At 72.5% G+C, this 18233-nt stretch carries 21 protein-coding genes; 12 read left to right on the top strand and 9 right to left on the bottom strand.

Going from position 1 to position 18233, the window contains the following annotated elements; translation table 11 throughout:
- Positions 1-126: 126 nt before the first annotated feature.
- From pcaG to AB0H87_RS11790, 4 genes are read right to left on the bottom strand one after another with little or no spacing between them, the layout of a single operon-like run.
- Entirely contained in the window at positions 127-675 is a 549-nt protein-coding gene (gene pcaG / locus AB0H87_RS11805) for a protocatechuate 3,4-dioxygenase subunit alpha (RefSeq protein WP_360142985.1), read from the bottom strand.
- Complete coding sequence (pcaH, locus tag AB0H87_RS11800; protein ID WP_360142983.1) at positions 672-1388, bottom strand: protocatechuate 3,4-dioxygenase subunit beta; 717 nt, start codon at positions 1386-1388, stop codon at positions 672-674. Before pcaH ends, pcaG begins: the two co-directional genes overlap by 4 nt.
- Positions 1381-2151, bottom strand: a complete 771-nt coding sequence (locus AB0H87_RS11795; protein ID WP_360142981.1) for a CoA-transferase — start codon at positions 2149-2151, stop codon at positions 1381-1383. The genes pcaH and AB0H87_RS11795 overlap by 8 nt, the downstream gene beginning before the upstream one ends.
- Positions 2148-2951: a CoA transferase subunit A gene (locus tag AB0H87_RS11790; RefSeq protein WP_360142979.1), complete on the bottom strand. Its 804-nt coding sequence runs from the start codon at positions 2949-2951 to the stop codon at positions 2148-2150. The genes AB0H87_RS11795 and AB0H87_RS11790 overlap by 4 nt, the downstream gene beginning before the upstream one ends.
- A gap of 188 nt (positions 2952-3139) precedes the next feature.
- Here AB0H87_RS11790 and AB0H87_RS11785 point away from each other — a divergent pair, with 188 nt between their 5' ends.
- The 8 genes from AB0H87_RS11785 to AB0H87_RS11750 are packed head-to-tail and all read left to right on the top strand — an operon-like array spanning position 3140 to position 11567.
- A complete protein-coding gene (locus AB0H87_RS11785; protein ID WP_360142977.1) occupies positions 3140-4108 on the top strand; it encodes an ABC transporter substrate-binding protein in 969 nt (322 codons plus the stop codon).
- Positions 4108-4935: an ABC transporter permease gene (locus tag AB0H87_RS11780; protein ID WP_360142975.1), complete on the top strand. Its 828-nt coding sequence runs from the start codon at positions 4108-4110 to the stop codon at positions 4933-4935. The genes AB0H87_RS11785 and AB0H87_RS11780 overlap by 1 nt, the downstream gene beginning before the upstream one ends.
- Complete coding sequence (locus AB0H87_RS11775; RefSeq protein WP_360142973.1) at positions 4932-5705, top strand: ABC transporter permease subunit; 774 nt, start codon at positions 4932-4934, stop codon at positions 5703-5705. Before AB0H87_RS11780 ends, AB0H87_RS11775 begins: the two co-directional genes overlap by 4 nt.
- Positions 5705-6496, top strand: coding sequence for an ABC transporter ATP-binding protein (locus AB0H87_RS11770; protein ID WP_360142971.1), 792 nt, complete (start codon positions 5705-5707; stop codon positions 6494-6496). The genes AB0H87_RS11775 and AB0H87_RS11770 overlap by 1 nt, the downstream gene beginning before the upstream one ends.
- Positions 6493-7950, top strand: a complete 1458-nt coding sequence (locus AB0H87_RS11765) for a benzaldehyde dehydrogenase (RefSeq protein WP_360142969.1) — start codon at positions 6493-6495, stop codon at positions 7948-7950. Before AB0H87_RS11770 ends, AB0H87_RS11765 begins: the two co-directional genes overlap by 4 nt.
- Positions 7951-7966: 16 nt before the next feature.
- A complete protein-coding gene (locus AB0H87_RS11760; protein ID WP_360142967.1) occupies positions 7967-9088 on the top strand; it encodes a 5-methyltetrahydropteroyltriglutamate--homocysteine S-methyltransferase in 1122 nt (373 codons plus the stop codon).
- A gap of 2 nt (positions 9089-9090) precedes the next feature.
- Entirely contained in the window at positions 9091-10260 is a 1170-nt protein-coding gene (locus AB0H87_RS11755; RefSeq protein WP_360142965.1) for a 4-hydroxybenzoate 3-monooxygenase, read from the top strand.
- On the top strand, positions 10257-11567 hold the full coding sequence (locus AB0H87_RS11750) for an MFS transporter (RefSeq protein ID WP_360142963.1): 1311 nt from the start codon (positions 10257-10259) through the stop codon (positions 11565-11567). Before AB0H87_RS11755 ends, AB0H87_RS11750 begins: the two co-directional genes overlap by 4 nt.
- Here the strand turns inward: AB0H87_RS11750 and crcB are convergent.
- Both crcB and AB0H87_RS11740 read right to left on the bottom strand, forming a co-directional pair.
- Positions 11484-11849, bottom strand: a complete 366-nt coding sequence (crcB, locus tag AB0H87_RS11745; RefSeq protein WP_360142961.1) for a fluoride efflux transporter CrcB — start codon at positions 11847-11849, stop codon at positions 11484-11486. The genes AB0H87_RS11750 and crcB overlap by 84 nt on opposite strands.
- The gene (locus AB0H87_RS11740; RefSeq protein ID WP_360142959.1) at positions 11846-12319 is read right to left on the bottom strand and encodes a CrcB family protein; all 474 of its coding nucleotides are present in this window, start codon (positions 12317-12319) and stop codon (positions 11846-11848) included. Before AB0H87_RS11740 ends, crcB begins: the two co-directional genes overlap by 4 nt.
- A 93-nt stretch (positions 12320-12412) precedes the next feature.
- On the opposite strand from AB0H87_RS11740, the gene AB0H87_RS11735 reads away from it, so the two are divergent.
- Together AB0H87_RS11735 and AB0H87_RS11730 are read left to right on the top strand one after the other, a co-directional pair.
- Positions 12413-13756, top strand: coding sequence for an FAD-binding protein (locus AB0H87_RS11735; protein ID WP_360142957.1), 1344 nt, complete (start codon positions 12413-12415; stop codon positions 13754-13756).
- Between the two features lie 180 nt (positions 13757-13936).
- Entirely contained in the window at positions 13937-14101 is a 165-nt protein-coding gene (locus tag AB0H87_RS11730; RefSeq protein ID WP_360142955.1) for a hypothetical protein, read from the top strand.
- Here the strand turns inward: AB0H87_RS11730 and AB0H87_RS11725 are convergent, their stop codons facing one another.
- The 3 genes from AB0H87_RS11725 to AB0H87_RS11715 form a co-directional block, all read right to left on the bottom strand.
- Positions 14102-14557, bottom strand: coding sequence for a GNAT family N-acetyltransferase (locus AB0H87_RS11725; protein WP_360142953.1), 456 nt, complete (start codon positions 14555-14557; stop codon positions 14102-14104). It abuts the gene before it with no gap.
- A 93-nt stretch (positions 14558-14650) separates the two neighbouring features.
- On the bottom strand, positions 14651-15982 hold the full coding sequence (locus AB0H87_RS11720) for an MFS transporter (protein WP_360142951.1): 1332 nt from the start codon (positions 15980-15982) through the stop codon (positions 14651-14653).
- Positions 15983-16026: 44 nt separating this feature from the next.
- The gene (locus AB0H87_RS11715) at positions 16027-16566 is read right to left on the bottom strand and encodes a dihydrofolate reductase family protein (protein WP_360142949.1); all 540 of its coding nucleotides are present in this window, start codon (positions 16564-16566) and stop codon (positions 16027-16029) included.
- A 106-nt stretch (positions 16567-16672) separates the two neighbouring features.
- Between AB0H87_RS11715 and AB0H87_RS11710 the strand changes: the two genes are divergently transcribed.
- Both AB0H87_RS11710 and AB0H87_RS11705 read left to right on the top strand, forming a co-directional pair.
- Entirely contained in the window at positions 16673-16999 is a 327-nt protein-coding gene (locus AB0H87_RS11710) for a YciI family protein (protein ID WP_360142947.1), read from the top strand.
- Between the two features lie 5 nt (positions 17000-17004).
- Positions 17005-18228, top strand: coding sequence for a sigma-70 family RNA polymerase sigma factor (locus AB0H87_RS11705; RefSeq protein WP_360142945.1), 1224 nt, complete (start codon positions 17005-17007; stop codon positions 18226-18228).
- The last annotated feature ends 5 nt before the right edge of the window (positions 18229-18233 follow it).

Genomic DNA, 18233 nt, shown 5'->3' with positions numbered 1-18233 from the left:
CCTCACCCACGCCGCCACCGGCCTCGCGGGCCGCGTCACCAGCACCACCACCGGCCTGCTTGGCCGCCTCACCCGCGCCACCACCGGCCTCGCGGGCCGCGGGCGAGGATGCCCGCGAACAGACCCTCAGAAGGTGAAGAAGACGGTCTCATGGTCGCCCTGCAGGGTGATGTCGAAGGCGTACCCGTCGTCGATCTCCTTCGCGATCAGCGTCGGCCGGCGGATCGGGTCGACCCGCGCCAGCACGGGGTCGTCGGCGTTGGCCGCCGAGTCGGGGAAGTAGATGCGGGTGACGACCCGGTCGAGCAGCCCGCGGGCGAGCACCGAGACGTCGATGTGCGGCGCCTGGAGCGCACCGTCCGGGCCGGGCACCGGGCCCGGCCGCACGGTGCGGATCGCGTACCGGCCTGCGGTGTCGGTCGGGCAGCGGGCGAAGCCGCGGAACCCGGCCGTGGCGACGGCGCCGCGCGGGTCGTCCGGGTGGTCGAAGCGGCCCTCCGGGTCGGCCTGCCACGTCTCGATCAGCGCGTCCGGCACCGGCTCACCGGAGCCGTCGAGGACGACGCCGCGCAGCCAGAACGCGCCCGGCGTGCCCGCGTCGACGGCCAGCGGCCCGCCGTCGAACGGCAGACCGAGCGCGAAGAACGGCCCGACGGTCTGCGACGGGGTGGTCATTCGTCCTCCATCGGGGTCGCGTCGCGCCCGCGCAGCACGATGTCCCACCGGTAGGCGAGCGACCACTCGGGCGTCGTGGCGGCGAGGTCGAACGCGGCGACCATGCGCTGGCGGGCGGCCGGCTCGCGGACCGAGTTGAAGATCGGGTCCTGGTCGAAGAGCGGGTCGTTCGGGAAGTACATCTGCGTGACCAGGCGCTGGGTGAACGCGCGGCCGAACAGCGAGAAGTGGATGTGCGCGGGGCGCCAGGCGTTGTGGTGGTTGCGCCACGGGTACGCGCCCGGCTTGATCGTGACGAACCGGTAGCGGCCCTCGCTGTCGGTCATCGTCCGGCCGGCGCCGGTGAAGTTGGGGTCGAGCGGTGCGGGGTGCTGGTCACCCACGTGGTTGTAGCGCCCGGCGGCGTTGGTCTGCCAGATCTCCACCAGCGTGTCCCGCACCGGCCGGCCGTCGCCGTCGAGCACCCGCCCGAAGACCTCGATGCGCTCGCCCTGCGGCTCGCCCGCGTGCTGGCGGGTGAGGTCGTTGTCGAGGGCGCCGAGGTCGCGCTCGCCGAGCGCCGGCCCGGTCAGTTCGGTCAGCCCCTGCGGCAGCAGCACCAAGGGCTGGCGCGGGTGACGCAGCCGGGTCGAGCCGTAGCCCGGTGCGGCCAGCGGGGGTCGGTCGGCCTCGGCGTGGCTCCGGTAGGGCGCCGGCAGGCGTAGGTCAGGCAACGCTGCCTCCTCTCGTCGACGGCGTTGTCAGCGATCGCAGCGCCGTCAGCTCCGCGGGGGTGGGTGGTTCGGTGACCGCCAGCTCGGCGCGCACGGCGAGCGGCCAGCCGGTGGCCGCGCGCACCGCGTCGACGGTCACGCCGGGATGGATGCTGGCGAGCGTCAGCTCGCAGGTCTCGGGGTCGGGCTCGAGCACGCCGAGGTCGGTGATCAGCCGGACCGGGCCGCGCCCGCGCAGGCCGAGCGCGGCGCGGTGGCCGGGGCCGTCGCCAAAGCCGAGCGAGGTGACGAACGCGAGGCGGTCGACCAGGATCCGCGGCCGGTGCCGGACGATGATGATGGTCTCCCGGCAGGACGCGGCGATCTCCGGCGCGCCGCCCGCGCCCGGCAAGCGCACCGACGGCGCCGCGTAGTCGCCGATCACCGTGGTGTTGATGTTGCCGCGCCGGTCGACCTGCGCGGCGCCCAGGAACCCGACGTCGACGCGGCCGGGCTGAAGCCAGTAGTTGAAGATCTCGGGGACGCTGACCACGGCGTCGGCGGTCTCGCCGAGCTCACCGTCGCCGATGGACAGTGGCAGCACGGTCGGCTTCGCGCCGATCGCGCCGGACTCGTAGATCAGCGCCAGGTCGGGGTTGCAGGTGCGGCGGGCCAGGTTGGCCGCGGTGCTCGGCAGGCCGATGCCGACGAAGCAGGAGGTGCGCCCGGCCAGCGACCGCGCGGCGGTGACCGTCATGATCTCGTCGGCGTCCCAGCCGCTCATGCCCCGATCACCTCGTCGAGCCACTTGGCGAACGCGTCCCGGTCGCGACTGATCGGGTCCCAGGACTGGTAGAAGTCGTTGTCGCGGTCGTAGTAGCCCTGCGCGTAGGACGGGTGCGCGCCGCGCGGCACGGGTGCGACCGCGCTGACCACCCAGCCGGGCAGCACCACCGCGTCGGGCCGCGGGTCGAGCTCGTCGACGATCTCCTCGACCGTCACCAGCGACCGTTTCGCGGCCAGCACCGCCTCTTTCTGCACGCCGGTGATCCCCCACATCTGCACGTTGCCACGGCGGTCGGCGCGCTGTGCGTGGATCACGGCGACGTCCGGGTTGAGCGCCGCGACCGCGGTGAGCACCTCGCCGGTGAACGGGCAGGTCACGGTGGACACCGTGGTGGTGTGCCTGGCGATGTCGGTGCCGACGTAGCCGCGCAGCACCGCGAACGGCAGCCCCGACGCACCGGCCACGTAACGGTTGGCCATGCCGGCGTGGCTGTGCTCCTCGATCTCGATCGGCCCGGGCCAGGCGTTCTCGACGGCGTCGCGGAACCGGTGCAGGGAACCGACGCCCGGGTTGCCGCCCCAGGAGAACACCAGCCGGGCCGCGCAGCCGGCGCCGATGAGCTGGTCGTAGACGATGTCCGGAGTCATCCGGACGAGCGTGAGCCCGCGCCGCCCCTGCCGGATGATCTCCTGCCCGGCGGCCACCGGGATGAGGTGGGTGAAGCCCTCCAACGCGACCGTGTCCCCGTCGTGGACCAGCGCCGCCACACCCTCGGCGAGGCTGACGAGCTCGGCCATGCGGCTCCCACTCTGTGCGCTATGCGAACAACCGTTCAGCGGCCAGCCTAAGAACCGCACGCTTCGCGCGTCAATAATGACAAGCATTGACTTCTGGTAGCGCACGGTTCTAGGTTTCCCGATGTACATCTGTGCGCTATCCGAACACCCCCATCTTTCTCCGTCACCCCTCAGCGGATGGAGTTCCGATGCGACGCCCCTTGCTCGCCCTCTTCACCGCGGTGGCGTTGCTCGCCACGGCCGCCTGCGGTGACTCGTCCGAAGAACCCAGCGCCGGGTCGTCCGGCGGTGCCGCGCAGCCCGACAAGGTGAACGCCGGCGTCATCGCCATCCTCGACGTCGCGCCGATCTACCTCGGCAAGGAAAAGGGCTTCTTCAGCAAGCGCAACATCGACCTGACCCTGACCACCGCGCAGGGCGGCGCCGCGATCGCGCCCGCCGTGCTCTCGGGCGAATACCAGTTCGGGTTCAGCAACGCGATCTCGCTGCTGCTGGCCAAGTCGCAGAACGCGCCGCTCAAGGTGGTCTGCAACGGCGTCAACTCGACGGGTGCCGCGGAGGACTTCGCGGGCCTGTTCGTCAAGCCGGACAGCCCGATCCAGTCGCCGAAGGACCTGGTCGGCAAGACCGTCGCGGCCAACACGCTGAAGAACATCGTGGACACCAGCGTCCGCGCCTCGGTGAAGAAGGACGGCGCCGACCCGAGCCAGGTCAAGTTCACCGAACTGCCGTTCCCGGAGCAGCTTCCCGCGCTGCAGGCGGGCCGGGTCGACGCGATCTTCGTGGTCGAGCCGTTCCAGTCGGCCGCGGTGGCCGCGGGCATGCGCAAGATCGCTTCCAGCTATGTGGACGCGGCGCCCAACCTGACCGTCGCCATGTACTTCACCTCGGTCAAGCTGGCCGGCGAGAACCCTGACCTGGTCGCCCGGTTCACCGAGGCGATGAAGGAGTCGCTCGCCTACGCGGACGCGCACGGCGACGAGGTCCGGGACATCATCGGCGAATACACGAAGATCGAGGAGCCGGTCCGGGCGAAGATGGTGCTGCCCAAGTGGCCGGCCGAGATCAACACCGACGCGGTGAACGCGCTGGCCGACGCCGCGGTCGCCGACGGCCTGCTGACCCAGAAGCCGGACGTCGCGGGGCTGCTGCCCTGATGGTCGCGGTCGCGGCGCGCACGCCTCGGGTGACCGGCCGGCGGTTCCGGTCGGTCACCCTGGGCGCGCTCGGCCTTCTCGGGTTCGCGCTGCTGCTCGAGGTGGCGCCGCGGGTCGGCGTCGTGCCGATCGAGTTCGCGCCGCCCACCAGCCAGATCCTGGTCACCCTCGGCGAGCAGCTGGGCCAGCCGTCGTTCTGGACGGCGTTGCTGCGGACCCTGGGCACCTGGGCCGAAGGGCTGTTGATCGCGGTGGTCGCCGGCACGGTCGTCGGCGTGCTGCTGGGCTCGCTGCCCGTCCTGCGCGCGGCGACCGCCACGACCATCGAGTTCCTGCGGCCGATCCCCTCGGTGGCGCTGATCCCGCTCGTGATCGTCCTCTACGGGCCGACCGTCCGCTCGACCCTCGTGCTGGTCGTCTACGCGGCGTTCTGGCAGATGCTGATCCAGGTGGTGCACGGGGTCGTCGACGTCGACCCGGTCGCCCGCGACACCGCCCGCTCGTTCCGGCTCGGCCCCTGGGGGACCGTCCGTTACGTGATCTGGCCGAGCGCGCTGCCGTACGTGATGACCGGGCTGCGCCTGGCCGCCGCGGTCGCGCTGATCCTGACCATCACCGGCGAGCTGGTGATCGGCTCGCCCGGTCTCGGCAAGGAGATCGACAACGCGCAGCAGAGCAACGCGGTGCGCATCGTGTACGCGCTGATCGTCGTCACCGGCGTCCTCGGCGTGCTGATCAACGTGCTCATCCGGCAGGTCGAGCGCCGCGTGCTGGCCTGGCACCCGTCCACCCGTGCGGAAACGGTCGAGGGGATGGGCGTGCGATGAGACTCCTCTGGCGACTGCTGCTCGCGGTGGGCCTGCCGATCCTGCTCCTCGCCGCGTGGTGGTTCGGCTCGGCCGGCAGCAAGAGCTTCTACTGGCCCGCGCTGTCGACCATTGTGGACGCGTTCGGCCGCACCTGGACCTGGGACATGTTCCAGGAGCAGGTCTTCCCGTCGCTCTGGCGGCTGCTCGCCGGCTATTTCCTGGCCGTGCTGCTCGGTGTCGCGCTCGGCGTGCTGATCGGCACCTACAGCGCGGTCCGCGCGCTGCTCGAGCCCGTGCTCGAGTTCCTGCGCGCGTTCCCGCCGCCGGTGCTCGTGCCGGCGGCCATCCTGCTCTCGGGCATCGGCGACCGCACCAAGATCCTCGTGATCGTCTTCGGCTGCGTCTGGCCGGTGCTGCTCAACACCATCGAGGGTGTCCGCGGGCGCGACGAGGTGCTCAGCGACACCTGCCGCACCTACCGCGTCACGGGGCTGCTCCGCCTGCGCCACCTGGTGCTGCGCGCGGCCAGCCCGCAGATCGTCACCGGCGCCCGGCAGGCCCTCCCGCTGGCCATCATCCTCATGGTGATCAGCGAGATCATGGCCGCCAACGAGGGCCTCGGCTTCACGGTCCTGCAGTTCCAGCGGGGTTTCCAGATCCCCGAGATGTGGAGCGGCGTGCTCCTGCTCGGGCTGATCGGCATCGTGCTCTCCCTGCTGTTCAGAATCGCCGAGCGCTCGTTGCTCGGCTGGTACCACGGCCAGCGCGCGGGACAACGGGAGTGGTGATGCTGGAGGTCAGGAACCTGCACAAGGTGTACGACGGGCACGGCCGGCGGGTGACGGCGGTCGGCGACCTCACCTTCACCGTCCCCGAAGGACAGTTCGCCTGCGTGGTCGGCCCGTCCGGCTGCGGCAAGACGACGCTGCTGCGCGTGCTGGCCGGGTTGCTGCCGGCCACCTCCGGGGACGTCACGGTGCGCGGCACGCCGGTCACCGCGCCGCCGCCGGATCTCGCGGTGGTGTTCCAGGAGTACGGCCGGAGCCTGTTCCCCTGGCTGCGGGTGCGCGCCAACGTCGAGCTGCCGTTGAAGGCGCAGGGGATGGGCCGGGCCGAGCGGCGGAAGCTGGCCGCCGAGGCGCTCGCCGCGGTCGGGCTGTCCGACGTCGACAACGCGTACCCCTGGCAGCTCTCCGGTGGCATGCAGCAGCGGGTGGCGATCGCCCGGGCCATCGCCTACCAGCCGAAGGTGCTGCTGATGGACGAGCCGTTCGCGGCCGTCGACGCGCAGACCCGGGCCGACCTCGAAGACCTCGTGCGGGCGGTCTGGCAGCGGCTGGGCGTGACGCTGCTGTTCGTCACCCACGACATCGACGAGGCCGTCTATCTCGGCCAGCGGGTGATCGTGCTGTCGGCGTCGCCGACGACGGTCGCCGAGGACCTGACCATCGACCTGCCCGCGGTGCGGGACCAGCTGACCACCCGGTCCGACCCGCGGTTCACCGAGCTGCGCGGCCAGGTCTACGCCCGCATCCAGAAGGTAAAGGGAGCACCGGCTTCGGAAGGAGCACCGGCATGACGTTCTTCGACGCGGCGCTGTGGGACGGCAAGGTGTTCACGGGCGACTGGACCACGTCGTCCGGGGGATCCACGGAGATCGTCGAGAAGGCGACCGGCACCGTGCTGGGCCGCACCGGCGTGGCCGACGCCGGCGACGTGGCGCTGGCCGCGGCCGCGGCGGCGGAGGCACAGCGGGCCTGGGCGGCCACCTCGTTCGAGGAGCGCGCCGCCGTGCTGCGCCGGGCCGGCGCGCTGATCGAGGCCAACGCGGCCGAGCTGCGGGACTGGGTGGTCCGCGAGACCGGCGCGGTGCCCGGGCTCGGTGACTTCGCCGTCGGCGTGGCGACGCAGGAGTGCTACGAGGCCGCCGGGTTGGCGCACCGGCCGGCCGGCGAGATCCTGCAGAGCAACCAGCCCCGGCTGAGCCTGCTCAAGCGGGTCCCGGTCGGCGTGGTCGGGGTCATCTCGCCGTTCAACGTCCCGCTGATCCTGTCGATCCGGTCGGTCGCGCCGGCGCTGGCGCTGGGCAACGCGGTCGTGCTCAAGCCCGACCTGCGCACTCCGGTCAGCGGCGGTCTCGCCATCGCCCGCGTGTTCGCCGAGGCCGGCCTCCCGCCGGGCCTGCTGCACGTGCTGCCCGGCGGCGCCGAGGTCGGGTCCGCGCTGGTCACCGAGCCGGCGATCCGGGTGGTCTCGTTCACCGGGTCCAGCGCGACCGGCCGGCGGGTCGCCGAGCTGGCCGCCCGCCACCTCAAGCGGGTGCACCTGGAGCTGGGCGGCAACTCGGCGCTCGTCGTGCTCGACGACGCCGACCTGGAGCGGGCGGTCTCCGCCGGTGCCTGGGGATCGTTCCTGCACCAGGGCCAGATCTGCATGACCGCCGGCCGGCACCTCGTGCACGAGCGCATCGCCGACGACTACGTTGCCGCACTCGCCGAGCACGCCGACCACCTGCCGGTCGGCGACCCGTTCACCGGTCAGGTGGCGCTCGGGCCGCTGGTCGACGAGGGGCAGCGCGACAAGGTGCACGCGCTGGTCACCGCGACCGTCGACGCCGGCGCCCGGCTGGCCGCCGGCGGCAAGCACGAGGGGCTGTTCTACCGGCCGACGGTGCTCGACGAGGTGCGCACGGACATGCCGGCGTACGCGGAGGAGGTGTTCGGTCCGGTCGCGCCCGTGGTCCGGTTCGGGTCGGTCGACGAGGCCGTCTCGCTGGCCGCGGACTCGTCCTACGGCCTCTCGCTGAGCATCCTCACCGGCGACGCGATGCGCGGGCTCGCATTGGCCGAGCGGATCCCCAGCGGGATCGTGCACATCAACGACCAGACCGTCAACGACGAGGCGGTGGCGCCGTTCGGCGGCGTCCTCGACTCCGGCACCGGCGCGCGGTTCGGCGGCGCCGGCAACCTCGACGCGTTCACCGAGCAGCGGTGGATCACGCTGCGCGGCGACATCCCGGCTTACCCGTTCTGATCGAGAGGTGCAGCACATGACGTTGCGCGACACGCCGCCGTTCCGGGCCGACCACGTGGGCAGCCTGCTGCGCCCGGAACGGTTGCTGAAGGCGCGTGCCGACCGGGCCGCGGGCACGATCCCGGCCGAAGAGCTGCGGGCGGTGGAGGACGACGCGATCCGCGAGGTGGTGCGGATGCAGCGCGACGTCGGCCTGCGCTCGGCCACCGACGGCGAGTTCCGGCGCACGTCGTGGCACATGGACTTCATCTACCAGCTCGGCGGCATCCACAGCACCGACGAGAAGATCCGGGTGCACTTCCACAACAAGGAGGGCGACCTCGACTTCACGTCGGCGGCGCTGGCGGTGGACGGGCCGGTCCGGCTGGAGAAGACCATCTTCGGTGACGATTTCGCGTTCCTGTCGTCCACGGTGGACTCCGGTGTCACGGCCAAGCTGACGATCCCGTCGCCGAGCATGGTGCACTACCGGGGCGGCAAGGCGTCCATCGACCCGGCCGTCTATCCCGACGAGGAGCAGTTCTGGACCGACCTTTCCGCGGCGTACGCGGCACAGGTCGCGGCCGTCGCCGAGCTGGGTTGCCGCTACCTGCAGCTCGACGACACCAGCCTGGCCTACCTCAACGACCCGGAGCAGCGCCGGCAGCTCGACGAGCGCGGTGACGACGCCGAGCACCAGCACCTGCGCTACATCAAGCAGATCAACGCGGCGATCCAGGACCGGCCGGCCGGGCTTTCGGTGACCACGCACATGTGCCGGGGCAACTTCCGTTCGTCGTGGGCGGCCGAGGGCGGCTACGACTTCGTGGCCGAGGCGCTCTTCTCCGAGCTGGCGGTCGACGGGTTCTTCCTGGAGTTCGACGACGAGCGCTCCGGCGGCTTCGCGCCCCTGCGGTTCGTACCCCCGGGGAAGATGGTCGTGCTCGGCCTGGTCACCACCAAGCGGGGCGAGCTGGAGTCCAAGGACGCGCTCAAGCGCCGCATCGACGAGGCGGCCAAATACGTTCCGCTCGAGCAGCTCTGCCTGTCGCCGCAGTGCGGGTTCTCGTCGACGGTCGAGGGCAACGTGCTCAGCTACGACGACGAGGTGGCCAAGCTGCGCCTGATCGTCGAGACCGCGGAAGAGGTGTGGGGCTGACCGTGGAGACACGGACGCAGGTGGGCATCATCGGCGCCGGCCCGGCCGGCCTCGTGCTCGCCCACCTGCTCCGGGCGCGGGGGATCGACTGCGTCGTGCTCGAACGCCAGTCCCGGTCCTATGTGGAAGCGCGGATCCGCGCCGGCGTGCTGGAGCACGGCACCGTCGACCTGCTGACGTCGCTCGGGCTGGCCGACCGGCTGCACCGGGAGCGGATGGTGCACCACGGGATCGAGCTGCTGTTCGAGCGGTCCGCGCATCGGATCCCGCTGACCGAGCTGGCGGGTCGGGAGATCACCATCTACGGGCAGCACGAGGTGGTGAAGGATCTCATCGCGGCCTGGGGCGGGCCGCTGCACTTCTCGGTGTCGGACGTCTCCCTCTCGGACCTCTCCTTTGCGCCGACCATCTCCTATGTGGACGCGTCAGGGGTGTCGCAGGTGTTGCGGTGCGACGTGATCGCGGGGTGCGACGGGTTCCACGGCGTTTCGCGCGCCGCCATCCCCGCTGACGTGCTGCGCGTCCATCAGCGCGACTATCCCCACGCCTGGTTGGGGATCCTGGCGCAGGCGCCGCCGTCGTCCGAGGAGCTGATCTACGCCCACAGCCCCCGGGGTTTCGCCCTGCACAGCATGCGCTCGCCGACCGTGACCCGGATGTATCTCCAGGTGCGGCCCGACGAGGACCTCGCCGAGTGGCCTGACGAGCGGATCTGGGCCGAGCTGCGGGCCCGGCTGGACCGGTCCGACGCCGGGTGGTCGCTGGCCGACGGGCCGATCCTGGAACGGTCCGTCGCGGCGATGCGCAGCTTCGTCGTGTCGCCGATGCAGTACGGCCGGCTGTTCCTGGCCGGGGACGCCGCCCACATCGTGCCGCCGACCGGGGCCAAGGGGCTCAACCTGGCGGTGGCCGACGTGAAGGTGCTCGCCGACGCGCTGTCGTCCTTCTACGCGACCGGCGATTCGGCGGGCCTCGACGCGTACTCGGAGACCTGCCTGCGCCGGGTCTGGCGGGTCCAGCACTTCTCCTGGTGGATGACGTCGATGCTGCACCCGACCGGCGACGACCCGTTCGACCTCGAGCTGCAGCTCTCCCAGTTGCGCTACGTGACCTCGTCGCGGGCGGCGGCGACGTCGCTGGCCGAGAACTACGTGGGCTTCCCGTTCCCGTGAGGTTCCGCTGGTCGACGGTCGCCTGGCTGGCGGCTGTGCTGCTCGCCGCCGTCAACCTGCGGCCGGCGATCGCGTCCGTGCCACCGATCGTGGACGCGCTGCGGGCGTCGCTCGGGCTGTCGGCCTCCGCCGCCGGCGTGCTGACCTCGGTGCCGGTGGTCTGCATGGGGCTGTTCGCGCCCGCGGCGGCGTGGGCGGCGGCGCGCTGGGGGACCGGCCGGACGATGGCCCTCGCGCTGGGCCTGCTGACGGTGGCCACGGCGATCCGGCCGCTCGCCGGGGTCGGCGTGCTCTACGGCGCGACCGTGCTCGCCGGCGTGGCGATCGCCGTCGGCGGTGCGCTGATGCCGGCCCTGGTCCGGTCCCGCTTCCCGGATCGGGTCGGCCCGGTCACCGGCCTCTACACGGCGGCGCTGATCGCCGGCGCGCTGATCGGAGCCGGTGGGACCGAGCCGCTCCGGGCGCTGTTCGGCTCCTGGGAGGCGGCGCTGGCGGTGTGGGCGGTTCCGGCGGCGCTCGGGCTCCTGGTCTGGCTCGTGGTGCGCCCGACCGCGGCGCACCGACCGGTCTCCGCCGCTGCCTCCGGCGGCAGCTGGTCGCCGTGGCGCGACCGGGGCGCCTGGATGGTCACCCTCTACATGGGGTCGCAGTCGCTGCTCTACTACGCCCCGCTGGCCTGGCTGGCCGCCCGCTACACCGAACTCGGCTGGTCCGCGGCGCGGGCCGGCGGGCTGCTCGCGCTGTTCAGCGCCACCCAGCTCTTCTCGGCCCTGGTCGCGCCGGCGCTCGCCAGGCGCGACCCGCGCCCGGCGATCCTCGCCGGGCTGCTGCTGGCGGTCGGGTGCCTCGGACTGATCGCGGTGGCGCCGCTGGCCGCGCCCGAGGTTTGGTCGGCGCTGCTGGGCATCGGGGTCGGCGCCAACTTCGCGCTCGCGCTGACGGTGGTCGGCCAGATCGCGCCGACGCCGGGGGACACCCCGAAGGCGTCCGGGATGGCGTTCTTCGTGGGCTACCTGCTGGCGGCGGTGGGTCCCGTGGCGGTGGGCTTCCTGCACGACCTGACCGGCGGCTTCCGGGTGCCGTACCTGGCGCTGGTCGGTTTCGGCGTCGTGACGCTGTGGTTCGGCTTCGAGGCCGGCTCGGCGGGGCGGTCAGTGCCGGACCGTCCGGCTGGCTCGGCGGGGCGGCCGGTGCCGGACCGTCCGGCCGGCTCGGCGGGGCGGTCAGTGCCAGACCGCGGTGCCGATCGCGACACCGGCGAAAGCCGCGCCGAGGCCGGCGGCGATGCTCACGGCCGCGTTGGCTAGCGCGCGGCGGGGAGCGTGCTGTTCGAGCAGGCGTACGGTCTCGTAGCCGAACGTCGAGTAGGTGGTGAGTGCGCCGCAGAAACCGGTGCCGACCAGGGCGTACACCCCGGAGGTGGTGGCCGTGCCGCCGGCCGCCAGGCCCAGGATGAGCGAGCCCACGACGTTGACGATGAGCGTGCCGAAGGGGAAGTGGCCGCTGTGCAGGCGCTGGATGGCCCGGTCGGTCAGGTAGCGGGCGGGCGCGCCGAGCGCGGCGCCGGCGACGACGAGGAGCAGGGTCACGCGGTGACCAGCCAGGTGACGACGCGGGCGACGGTCAGGCCGGCGAACACCGCCGCGCAGGCGGCGGCCAGGGTCGCGAGCAGGTAGAGCGCGGCGGTGCCCGGCGCGCCGGCCGCGATCAGGTTCCGGATCTCGACGGCGTACGTGCTGAACGTGGTGTAGCCGCCCAGCACGCCCACGCCCAGGAACGGGCGGAGCAGGCGCTGCCGGGGCGCGAGGTCGGTGACGACCACCATCAGGGCGCCGATCAGGAGACAGCCGGTGACGTTGATCACGAACGTGGCCCATGGGAAACCACCCACCGGGGTGGGCCACGCCTGCGCGATGCCGTAGCGGGCCAGCGCGCCCAGGACGCCGCCGGTGGAGATCGCGACCACCACCGGCCAGTGCGTCTCGGTCCGCTGGCTGGGGATTTCGAGGTCGATGTCGGAGTCGGTCGGCAGCGCCGGCTCGGGCCGTGTAAACCTCATGACTCTCCCCCCGCCGCCGGTCACGATGGTAATGGGAATGTCGCACCCGGCGGATAGAACGGACAGGACACCAACCGCCAACGGAGGAGTGCCATGACGTCCACCCTGTCGGCCAAGGTAACGGGCCCTGTGCTGGCCCCTTACGACGAGGGCTACGCCGACGAGGTTTCCGCCTTCAACCTGGCCGCCACGCACACACCGCAACTCGTGGTCGGCGCGACATCCGCCGCCGACGTGGCGGCCGCGGTCCGCTACGCCGGCGACCACGGCCTGCACGTCTCGGTGCAGAGCACCGGCCACGGCGCCGAGTCGTCGATCACCTCGGGCCTGCTGATCACCACCAAGCGGCTCGACCGGCTGACCGTCGACCCGGCCACCCGCACGGCCACGATCGGCGCCGGCCAGCAGTGGGGCGCGGTGGTCGCCGCCGCGGCCGAGCACGGCCTGCTGCCGATCGCCGGTGCCGCGTCCACCGTCGGCGTGGTCGGCCTGGTGACCGGCGGCGGGCTGGGCCCGCTGGCCCGCAGCCACGGCGTCGCGTCCGACTACGTGGAGAGCTTCACGGTGGTCACCGGCGCCGGCGAGATCGTCACGGCCAGCCACACCGACCATCCCGACCTGTTCTGGGCGCTGCGGGGCGGCAAGTGGGGCCTCGGCATCGTGACCGAGATGGTGGTCCGCCTGGTGCCGCTGACCGAGCTCTACGCCGGCACGCTGTTCTTCGACGCGGCAGACATCGAGCCGGCGCTGCGGGCCTGGGTCTCCTACACCGAGTCGGCCTCGGACCAGGTCTCGACCAGCGCGGCGATCATCCGGATGCCGCCCTTCGAGGCGATCCCGGAGGCGTTGCGCGGGCGCACCCTGCTGGCCCTGCGGTTCGCCTACCCGGGCGCGGTCGACGAGGGTGCCCGGCTCGCGGCGCCGCTGCGGGAGGCGGCTCCGGTCTATCTCGACCTGCTGGGCGAGCTGCCGGCGCGGGAGATCGCGAAGATCCACAATGACCCGGCGGAGCCGGCGGCGAGCCAGTACTACGGCATGCTGCTCGACCCCATCGACCAGGACTTCGTCGGCGTGCTCCTGTCGTTCTTCGGGCCGACCGTCGAGTCGCCGTTCGTCGTGGCCGAGCTGCGGCACCTCGGCGGAGCGGCCGCCGTCGACGTCTCCGGGGGTTCGGCGGTGGCGGGCCGGGAGGGGAGCTTCCTGCTGGCGATGATCGGGGTGCGGCCGGACCTGTTCGAGAAGGTGCTGCCCGACGCGGCCTTCGACGTGCGCGAGGCCGTGGCGCGGTGGGCGCGGGCCGACGGCAACCCCAACTTCATGGGCCTGCCGATGACGGCCGAGCGGCTGGCGACGATGTGGACCGAGGGCGCCAACACGCGGCTGGGCGAGGTGCGCTGGCGCTACGACCCGGACGCGGTGTTCACCAAGCCGGCCTGATCCGAGGCGGTTTTGGCAAATTGCCGGTCCGGGATGTGAGGGGTATTTATGGTGATTTCGCAGCTTCACTCGTGACGCCCGTGCCGGGGCGTGGTCCGTGAGGAGTCGCCCCATGCACGAAACGCGTCACCCTTCCCATCGCGGCGGTCGCGGCCGTGATGGCGGCGGCGGGACTTCGCGGTGACCACCGCGGCGCCGGGGCTGAGCATGGTCTGGCTGACCTGGGTCGGCCCGATCATCGCCGTGCTGCTGATCGTGATCTTCGTGATCGGGATCGCCGTGCGTCGTCACCGGATGTCGGCGCGGGACATCGACGGCAGCCGCTACCGGCCGCGGCACCGCTGATCAGTCGCGCTCCATCAGAATCTCATCGGGATCCGCCGGGTTCGGTCCGACATGGACGAACCCGGCGCGCTCATAAAGCCGGACGGCGGCGGCGTTGTCGGCCTTGACCGACAGCCGCACCGTCGCTTCGCCGGCCCAGCGGACGATGTCGGCGAGCAGCGCGTCACCGACGCCACGACCGCGGCCGGCGGGGCTCACCCAGACGGAGATGACCTCGACCGCCGCCCCGTCGCCGGCCGGCACGCCACTGGCCATCCCGACCGGCTCACCGTCGTGGTAGGCGACCAGGTCCCGCGCACCCGGTATCCGCAGCCGCTGCCGCCACTGCTCCTCACCGGCGTCCTGCCAGCCGGCGAGCGTGGACCCGAACGCGTAGGGCGCCTCCGCGAGCGCGGCGAGCCGCAACTCCCGCCACAGCTTCCAGTCGTCCTCGGCCAGCACGCGGAGATCCACCATGGCCAGCAGGATGCCCCACGCCCGGCGGGCACCGCTACCGCGTTTGCGCGGTCCGCGCCTGCTCTGCCCGCGGCGCCGGGGCCGGTGTCGGGGTCAAGGCCGGTGTAGGGCCGAGGTCGGGGGCGGTGTCGAGGACGGGGTCGGGGTCGGGGCCGGTGTCGGTGTCGGGGCCGGTGTCGGGGTCATGGCCGGTGTCGGGAATGGGGCCGGTATCGCCGGCGGGGCCGGGGCGCGCAGGTTGCGGACGCCCGGAGCGAGGGTCGCGCCCGCGGTGGCCAGCACCACCAGGGCCGCGCAGCCCCAGAGGGCCGGCGGAGTGCCGGTCACGTCCGCGATCGGGCCCGCGACCAGCAGGCCGAGCGGTGCGAAGGAGAGCGACCCCAGCAGGTCCCAGGAGCTGACCCGGGACAGGGCCTCCGCCGGCACCTCGCGCTGCATCGTGGTCGACCACAGCACGCCGAAGATGTCGCCGGCCACGCCGGCCAGGAACGCGGCCGCCACCACCGCGGGCAGCGGCGCTCCGGCCGCCAGCAGGGCCATCGGCAGTGCGGCCGTCGCGGTCACCAGCGCCGCGACCAGCACCGGGCGGCGAGGGCGGATGCGGATAGCGATGCCGACGCCGAGGAACGTGCCCGCCGCCTGGGCCGCCGTGATCGCCGACCAGGCCGGGGCGCCGCCCAGGCGCGCGACGGCGAGGAGCGGGCCGAACACGCCGACGTACGCGTTGATGGCCGCGACCACGAACGCGTACTGCCCGACGACCGCCCACAGCCACTGGCGCGACGCGAACTCCCGCCAGCCGCGGCGCAGCTCGGACCAGGCGGTGGTCGCCGGGCGCGGAGCGACGGGGCCGATCCGGCGGATGCCGACGATCAGGGCCGCGGAGACGAAGAACGACGCGGCGTTGAGCGCGACCGCCCAGCCGGCGCCGACCAGCGTCACCGTCGCGCCGGCCAGCGACAGGCCGAGGATCAGGCCCAGGTTGAAGCCGATGCGGAGCAGCCCGTTGGCGTCCTGGCGGTGCTCGGGGGCGACCAGGTCCGGCACGATGCCGTCGAACGCGGGGAGGAACACCGCGGTCGCCACCCCGGCGAGGGCGGCGAACACGCTGACCGCGGCGAGCGGCGCGTGGCCGGTCAGGAACATCAGCGTCAGCACCGTCCACGCGACGCCGGCGAACAGCTCGGCGGCCAGCAGCACGCGGCGGCGCGGGAAACGGTCGCCGATGACCCCGCCGGCGAGGATCAGTAGCAGCTGCGGCAGCGCCTGGCAGGCGAGTACGACGGAGAGCGTCGTGGGCGACGAGCCGGGCAGCGCCAGCACCGCGAAGGCGAGCGCCACCCGGCCGAAGCCGTTGCCCAGCACGGAAATCGTGCGGGCGGTGAACAGGAGAGCGAATCTTCGATCAGCAAGCAGGACACGCATCGGCCAAGGACCCTAGCCGAGGCCGCGGTGACCGCGCCGCGGATCTAGCCCACTGTGTACATGTGGTGGGTCACGCCCGACGTCAGCACATCGCACCTCGCCAGCGTCAGCCGCAGCTGGGGGCCCTCCTCCGGGAACAACCGCGTGCCCGCGCCCACCACCAGCGGGTGGACGAACATGCTCAGGCGGTCGACCAGGCCCGCCGACAGCAGCGTGCGGACCAGGGTCGTGCTGCCCGTCACCGTGATCGGGCCGCCGGGCTCCGACTTGAGCTCCGCCACCCGCGTCGCCACGTCGCCCGCCGGCAGCAGGCGCGAGTTGCGCCACGCCAGCGACGACAGGCTCCGGGAGACCACGACCTTCTCCGGCCGGTTCATCTGGGCGCCGACGGGGTCGTCGTCCGGCAGGTGGGCGAACGCACCCGCGAAGGACTCGTAGGTCACCCGGCCGAGCAGGAGCGTGTCCGCCGGCTCGGACCACATCGCCGACATCATCTCCTGGTCCACGTACGGCATGTGCCATTTCTCCGGCGCCTCCACGACGCCGTCCAGGGAAACGAACTGGCCCACCGTGATCTCGCGCATCTGGCTGTCTCCTCCACAAGAGCCGAGGGCGGTCCGTCCGCCCCCCACACCCATGCCGCGAACGGGTGCGGCGGATTTCGACACACGGCTGGGCTAGATTTCCCGGATGCGCTTCCTGATGACGCTCAACGCACCCATGCGGCCGCCCGACCAGGAGCTTTTCGCCGAGATGGGCAGGTTCGTCGAGGAGCTGTCCAAGGCCGGCGTGCTGATCGCCACCGGCGGGCTCGGTCTGGAGGGCACCCACGTCACCTCCAGGAACGGCAAGGTGACCGTCGTCGACGGGCCCTATCCCGAGACCAAGGAGACGATCATCAGCTTCGCGCTGGTCGACGTCGGCTCCAAGGACGAGGCGCTCGCGCTCAGCCGGCGCTTCTTCGGGATCGTGGGCGACGGCGAGGGTGACCTGCGCCAGGTGTTCGGCCCGGAGTAGGCGGCATGGACCCGCGGGCCACCGTCGCGGCGGTCTGGAAGGACGAGTCAGCGCGGATCGTCGCCGCCTTGACCCGGCTCGTCCGTGACGTCGGGCTCGCCGAGGATCTCGCCCAGGACGCCCTGCTCGCCGCTCTCGAGGAGTGGCCGGTCAAGGGCGTCCCGGCCAACCCGGGCGGCTGGCTGATGCTCACCGCCAAGCACCGGGCGATCGACCGGCTGCGCCGCGACGACCGGCTGCGCGCCAACCTGGCCGAGCTGGGCCGCGCGGCCGAACAGCAGCAACTCCAGCAACCCGACGAGCCCGACGACACGGGCATCGACGACGACGTACTCCGGCTGATCTTCATCGCTTGTCATCCCGTGCTGTCCCGCGAGGCCAGCGTCGCGCTCACGCTGCGGATGATCGGTGGCCTGACCACCGCCGAGATCGCGCGCGCGTTCCTCGTCCCCGAACCCACGATCGGCCAGCGGATCTCCCGGGCCAAGCGCACCCTGGGCGACCGGAAGATCCCGTTCGAGGTGCCCCCGCCGGAGGAACGGACGACGCGGCTGGCCGCCGTACTCGAAACCATCTATCTGATCTTCAACGAGGGGTACGCCGCGACGGCGGGCGACGACTGGATGCGGCCCGCCCTCGTCAACGAGGCCGTCCGGCTCGGCCGGATGCTGGCCGCGCTGGCGCCCACCGAGCCCGAGGTGCACGGCCTGGTCGCGCTGATGGAGCTGCACGCCTCCCGGATGGCCGCGCGCCTGGGGCCCGCCGGCGAGCCCGTGCCGCTGCTGCGCCAGGACCGCGACCGGTGGGACCAGGAGCTGATCCGCAGCGGTTTCGCCAGCCTCCTGCGGGCGCAGCGGGACAACCCCGGCCCCTACGTCCTCCAGGCTGCGATCGCCGCCAGCCACGCGCAGGCGACCCAGGCCGACGACACCGACTGGGTACGCATCGTGGGCCTCTACGAACTGCTCGTGCGCCAGACGCCGACCGCGGTCGTCGAGCTGAACCGGGCGGTGGCGGTCGCGATGGCGTTCGGGCCGGAGCGCGGGCTCGCGATCGTCGACGGCCTGGCCGAATCCCTGCGCGACTACCACCTGCTCCCGGCCGTCCGCGGCGATCTCCTGCGCCGCCTCGGTCGCGACGCGGAGGCCCGGGCCGAGTTCGCCCGCGCCGCGCGGCTCGCCCGCAACGCCAAGGAGCGCGACGTGCTCCTCGCGCGCGCCGCGATGTAGCCGGT

The sequence above is a fragment of the Asanoa sp. NPDC050611 genome, assembly GCF_040654855.1.
In the GTDB taxonomy this organism is placed as follows: Bacteria; Actinomycetota; Actinomycetes; order Mycobacteriales; family Micromonosporaceae; genus Asanoa.
This window is presented reverse-complemented; position numbering and strand designations above follow the sequence as displayed.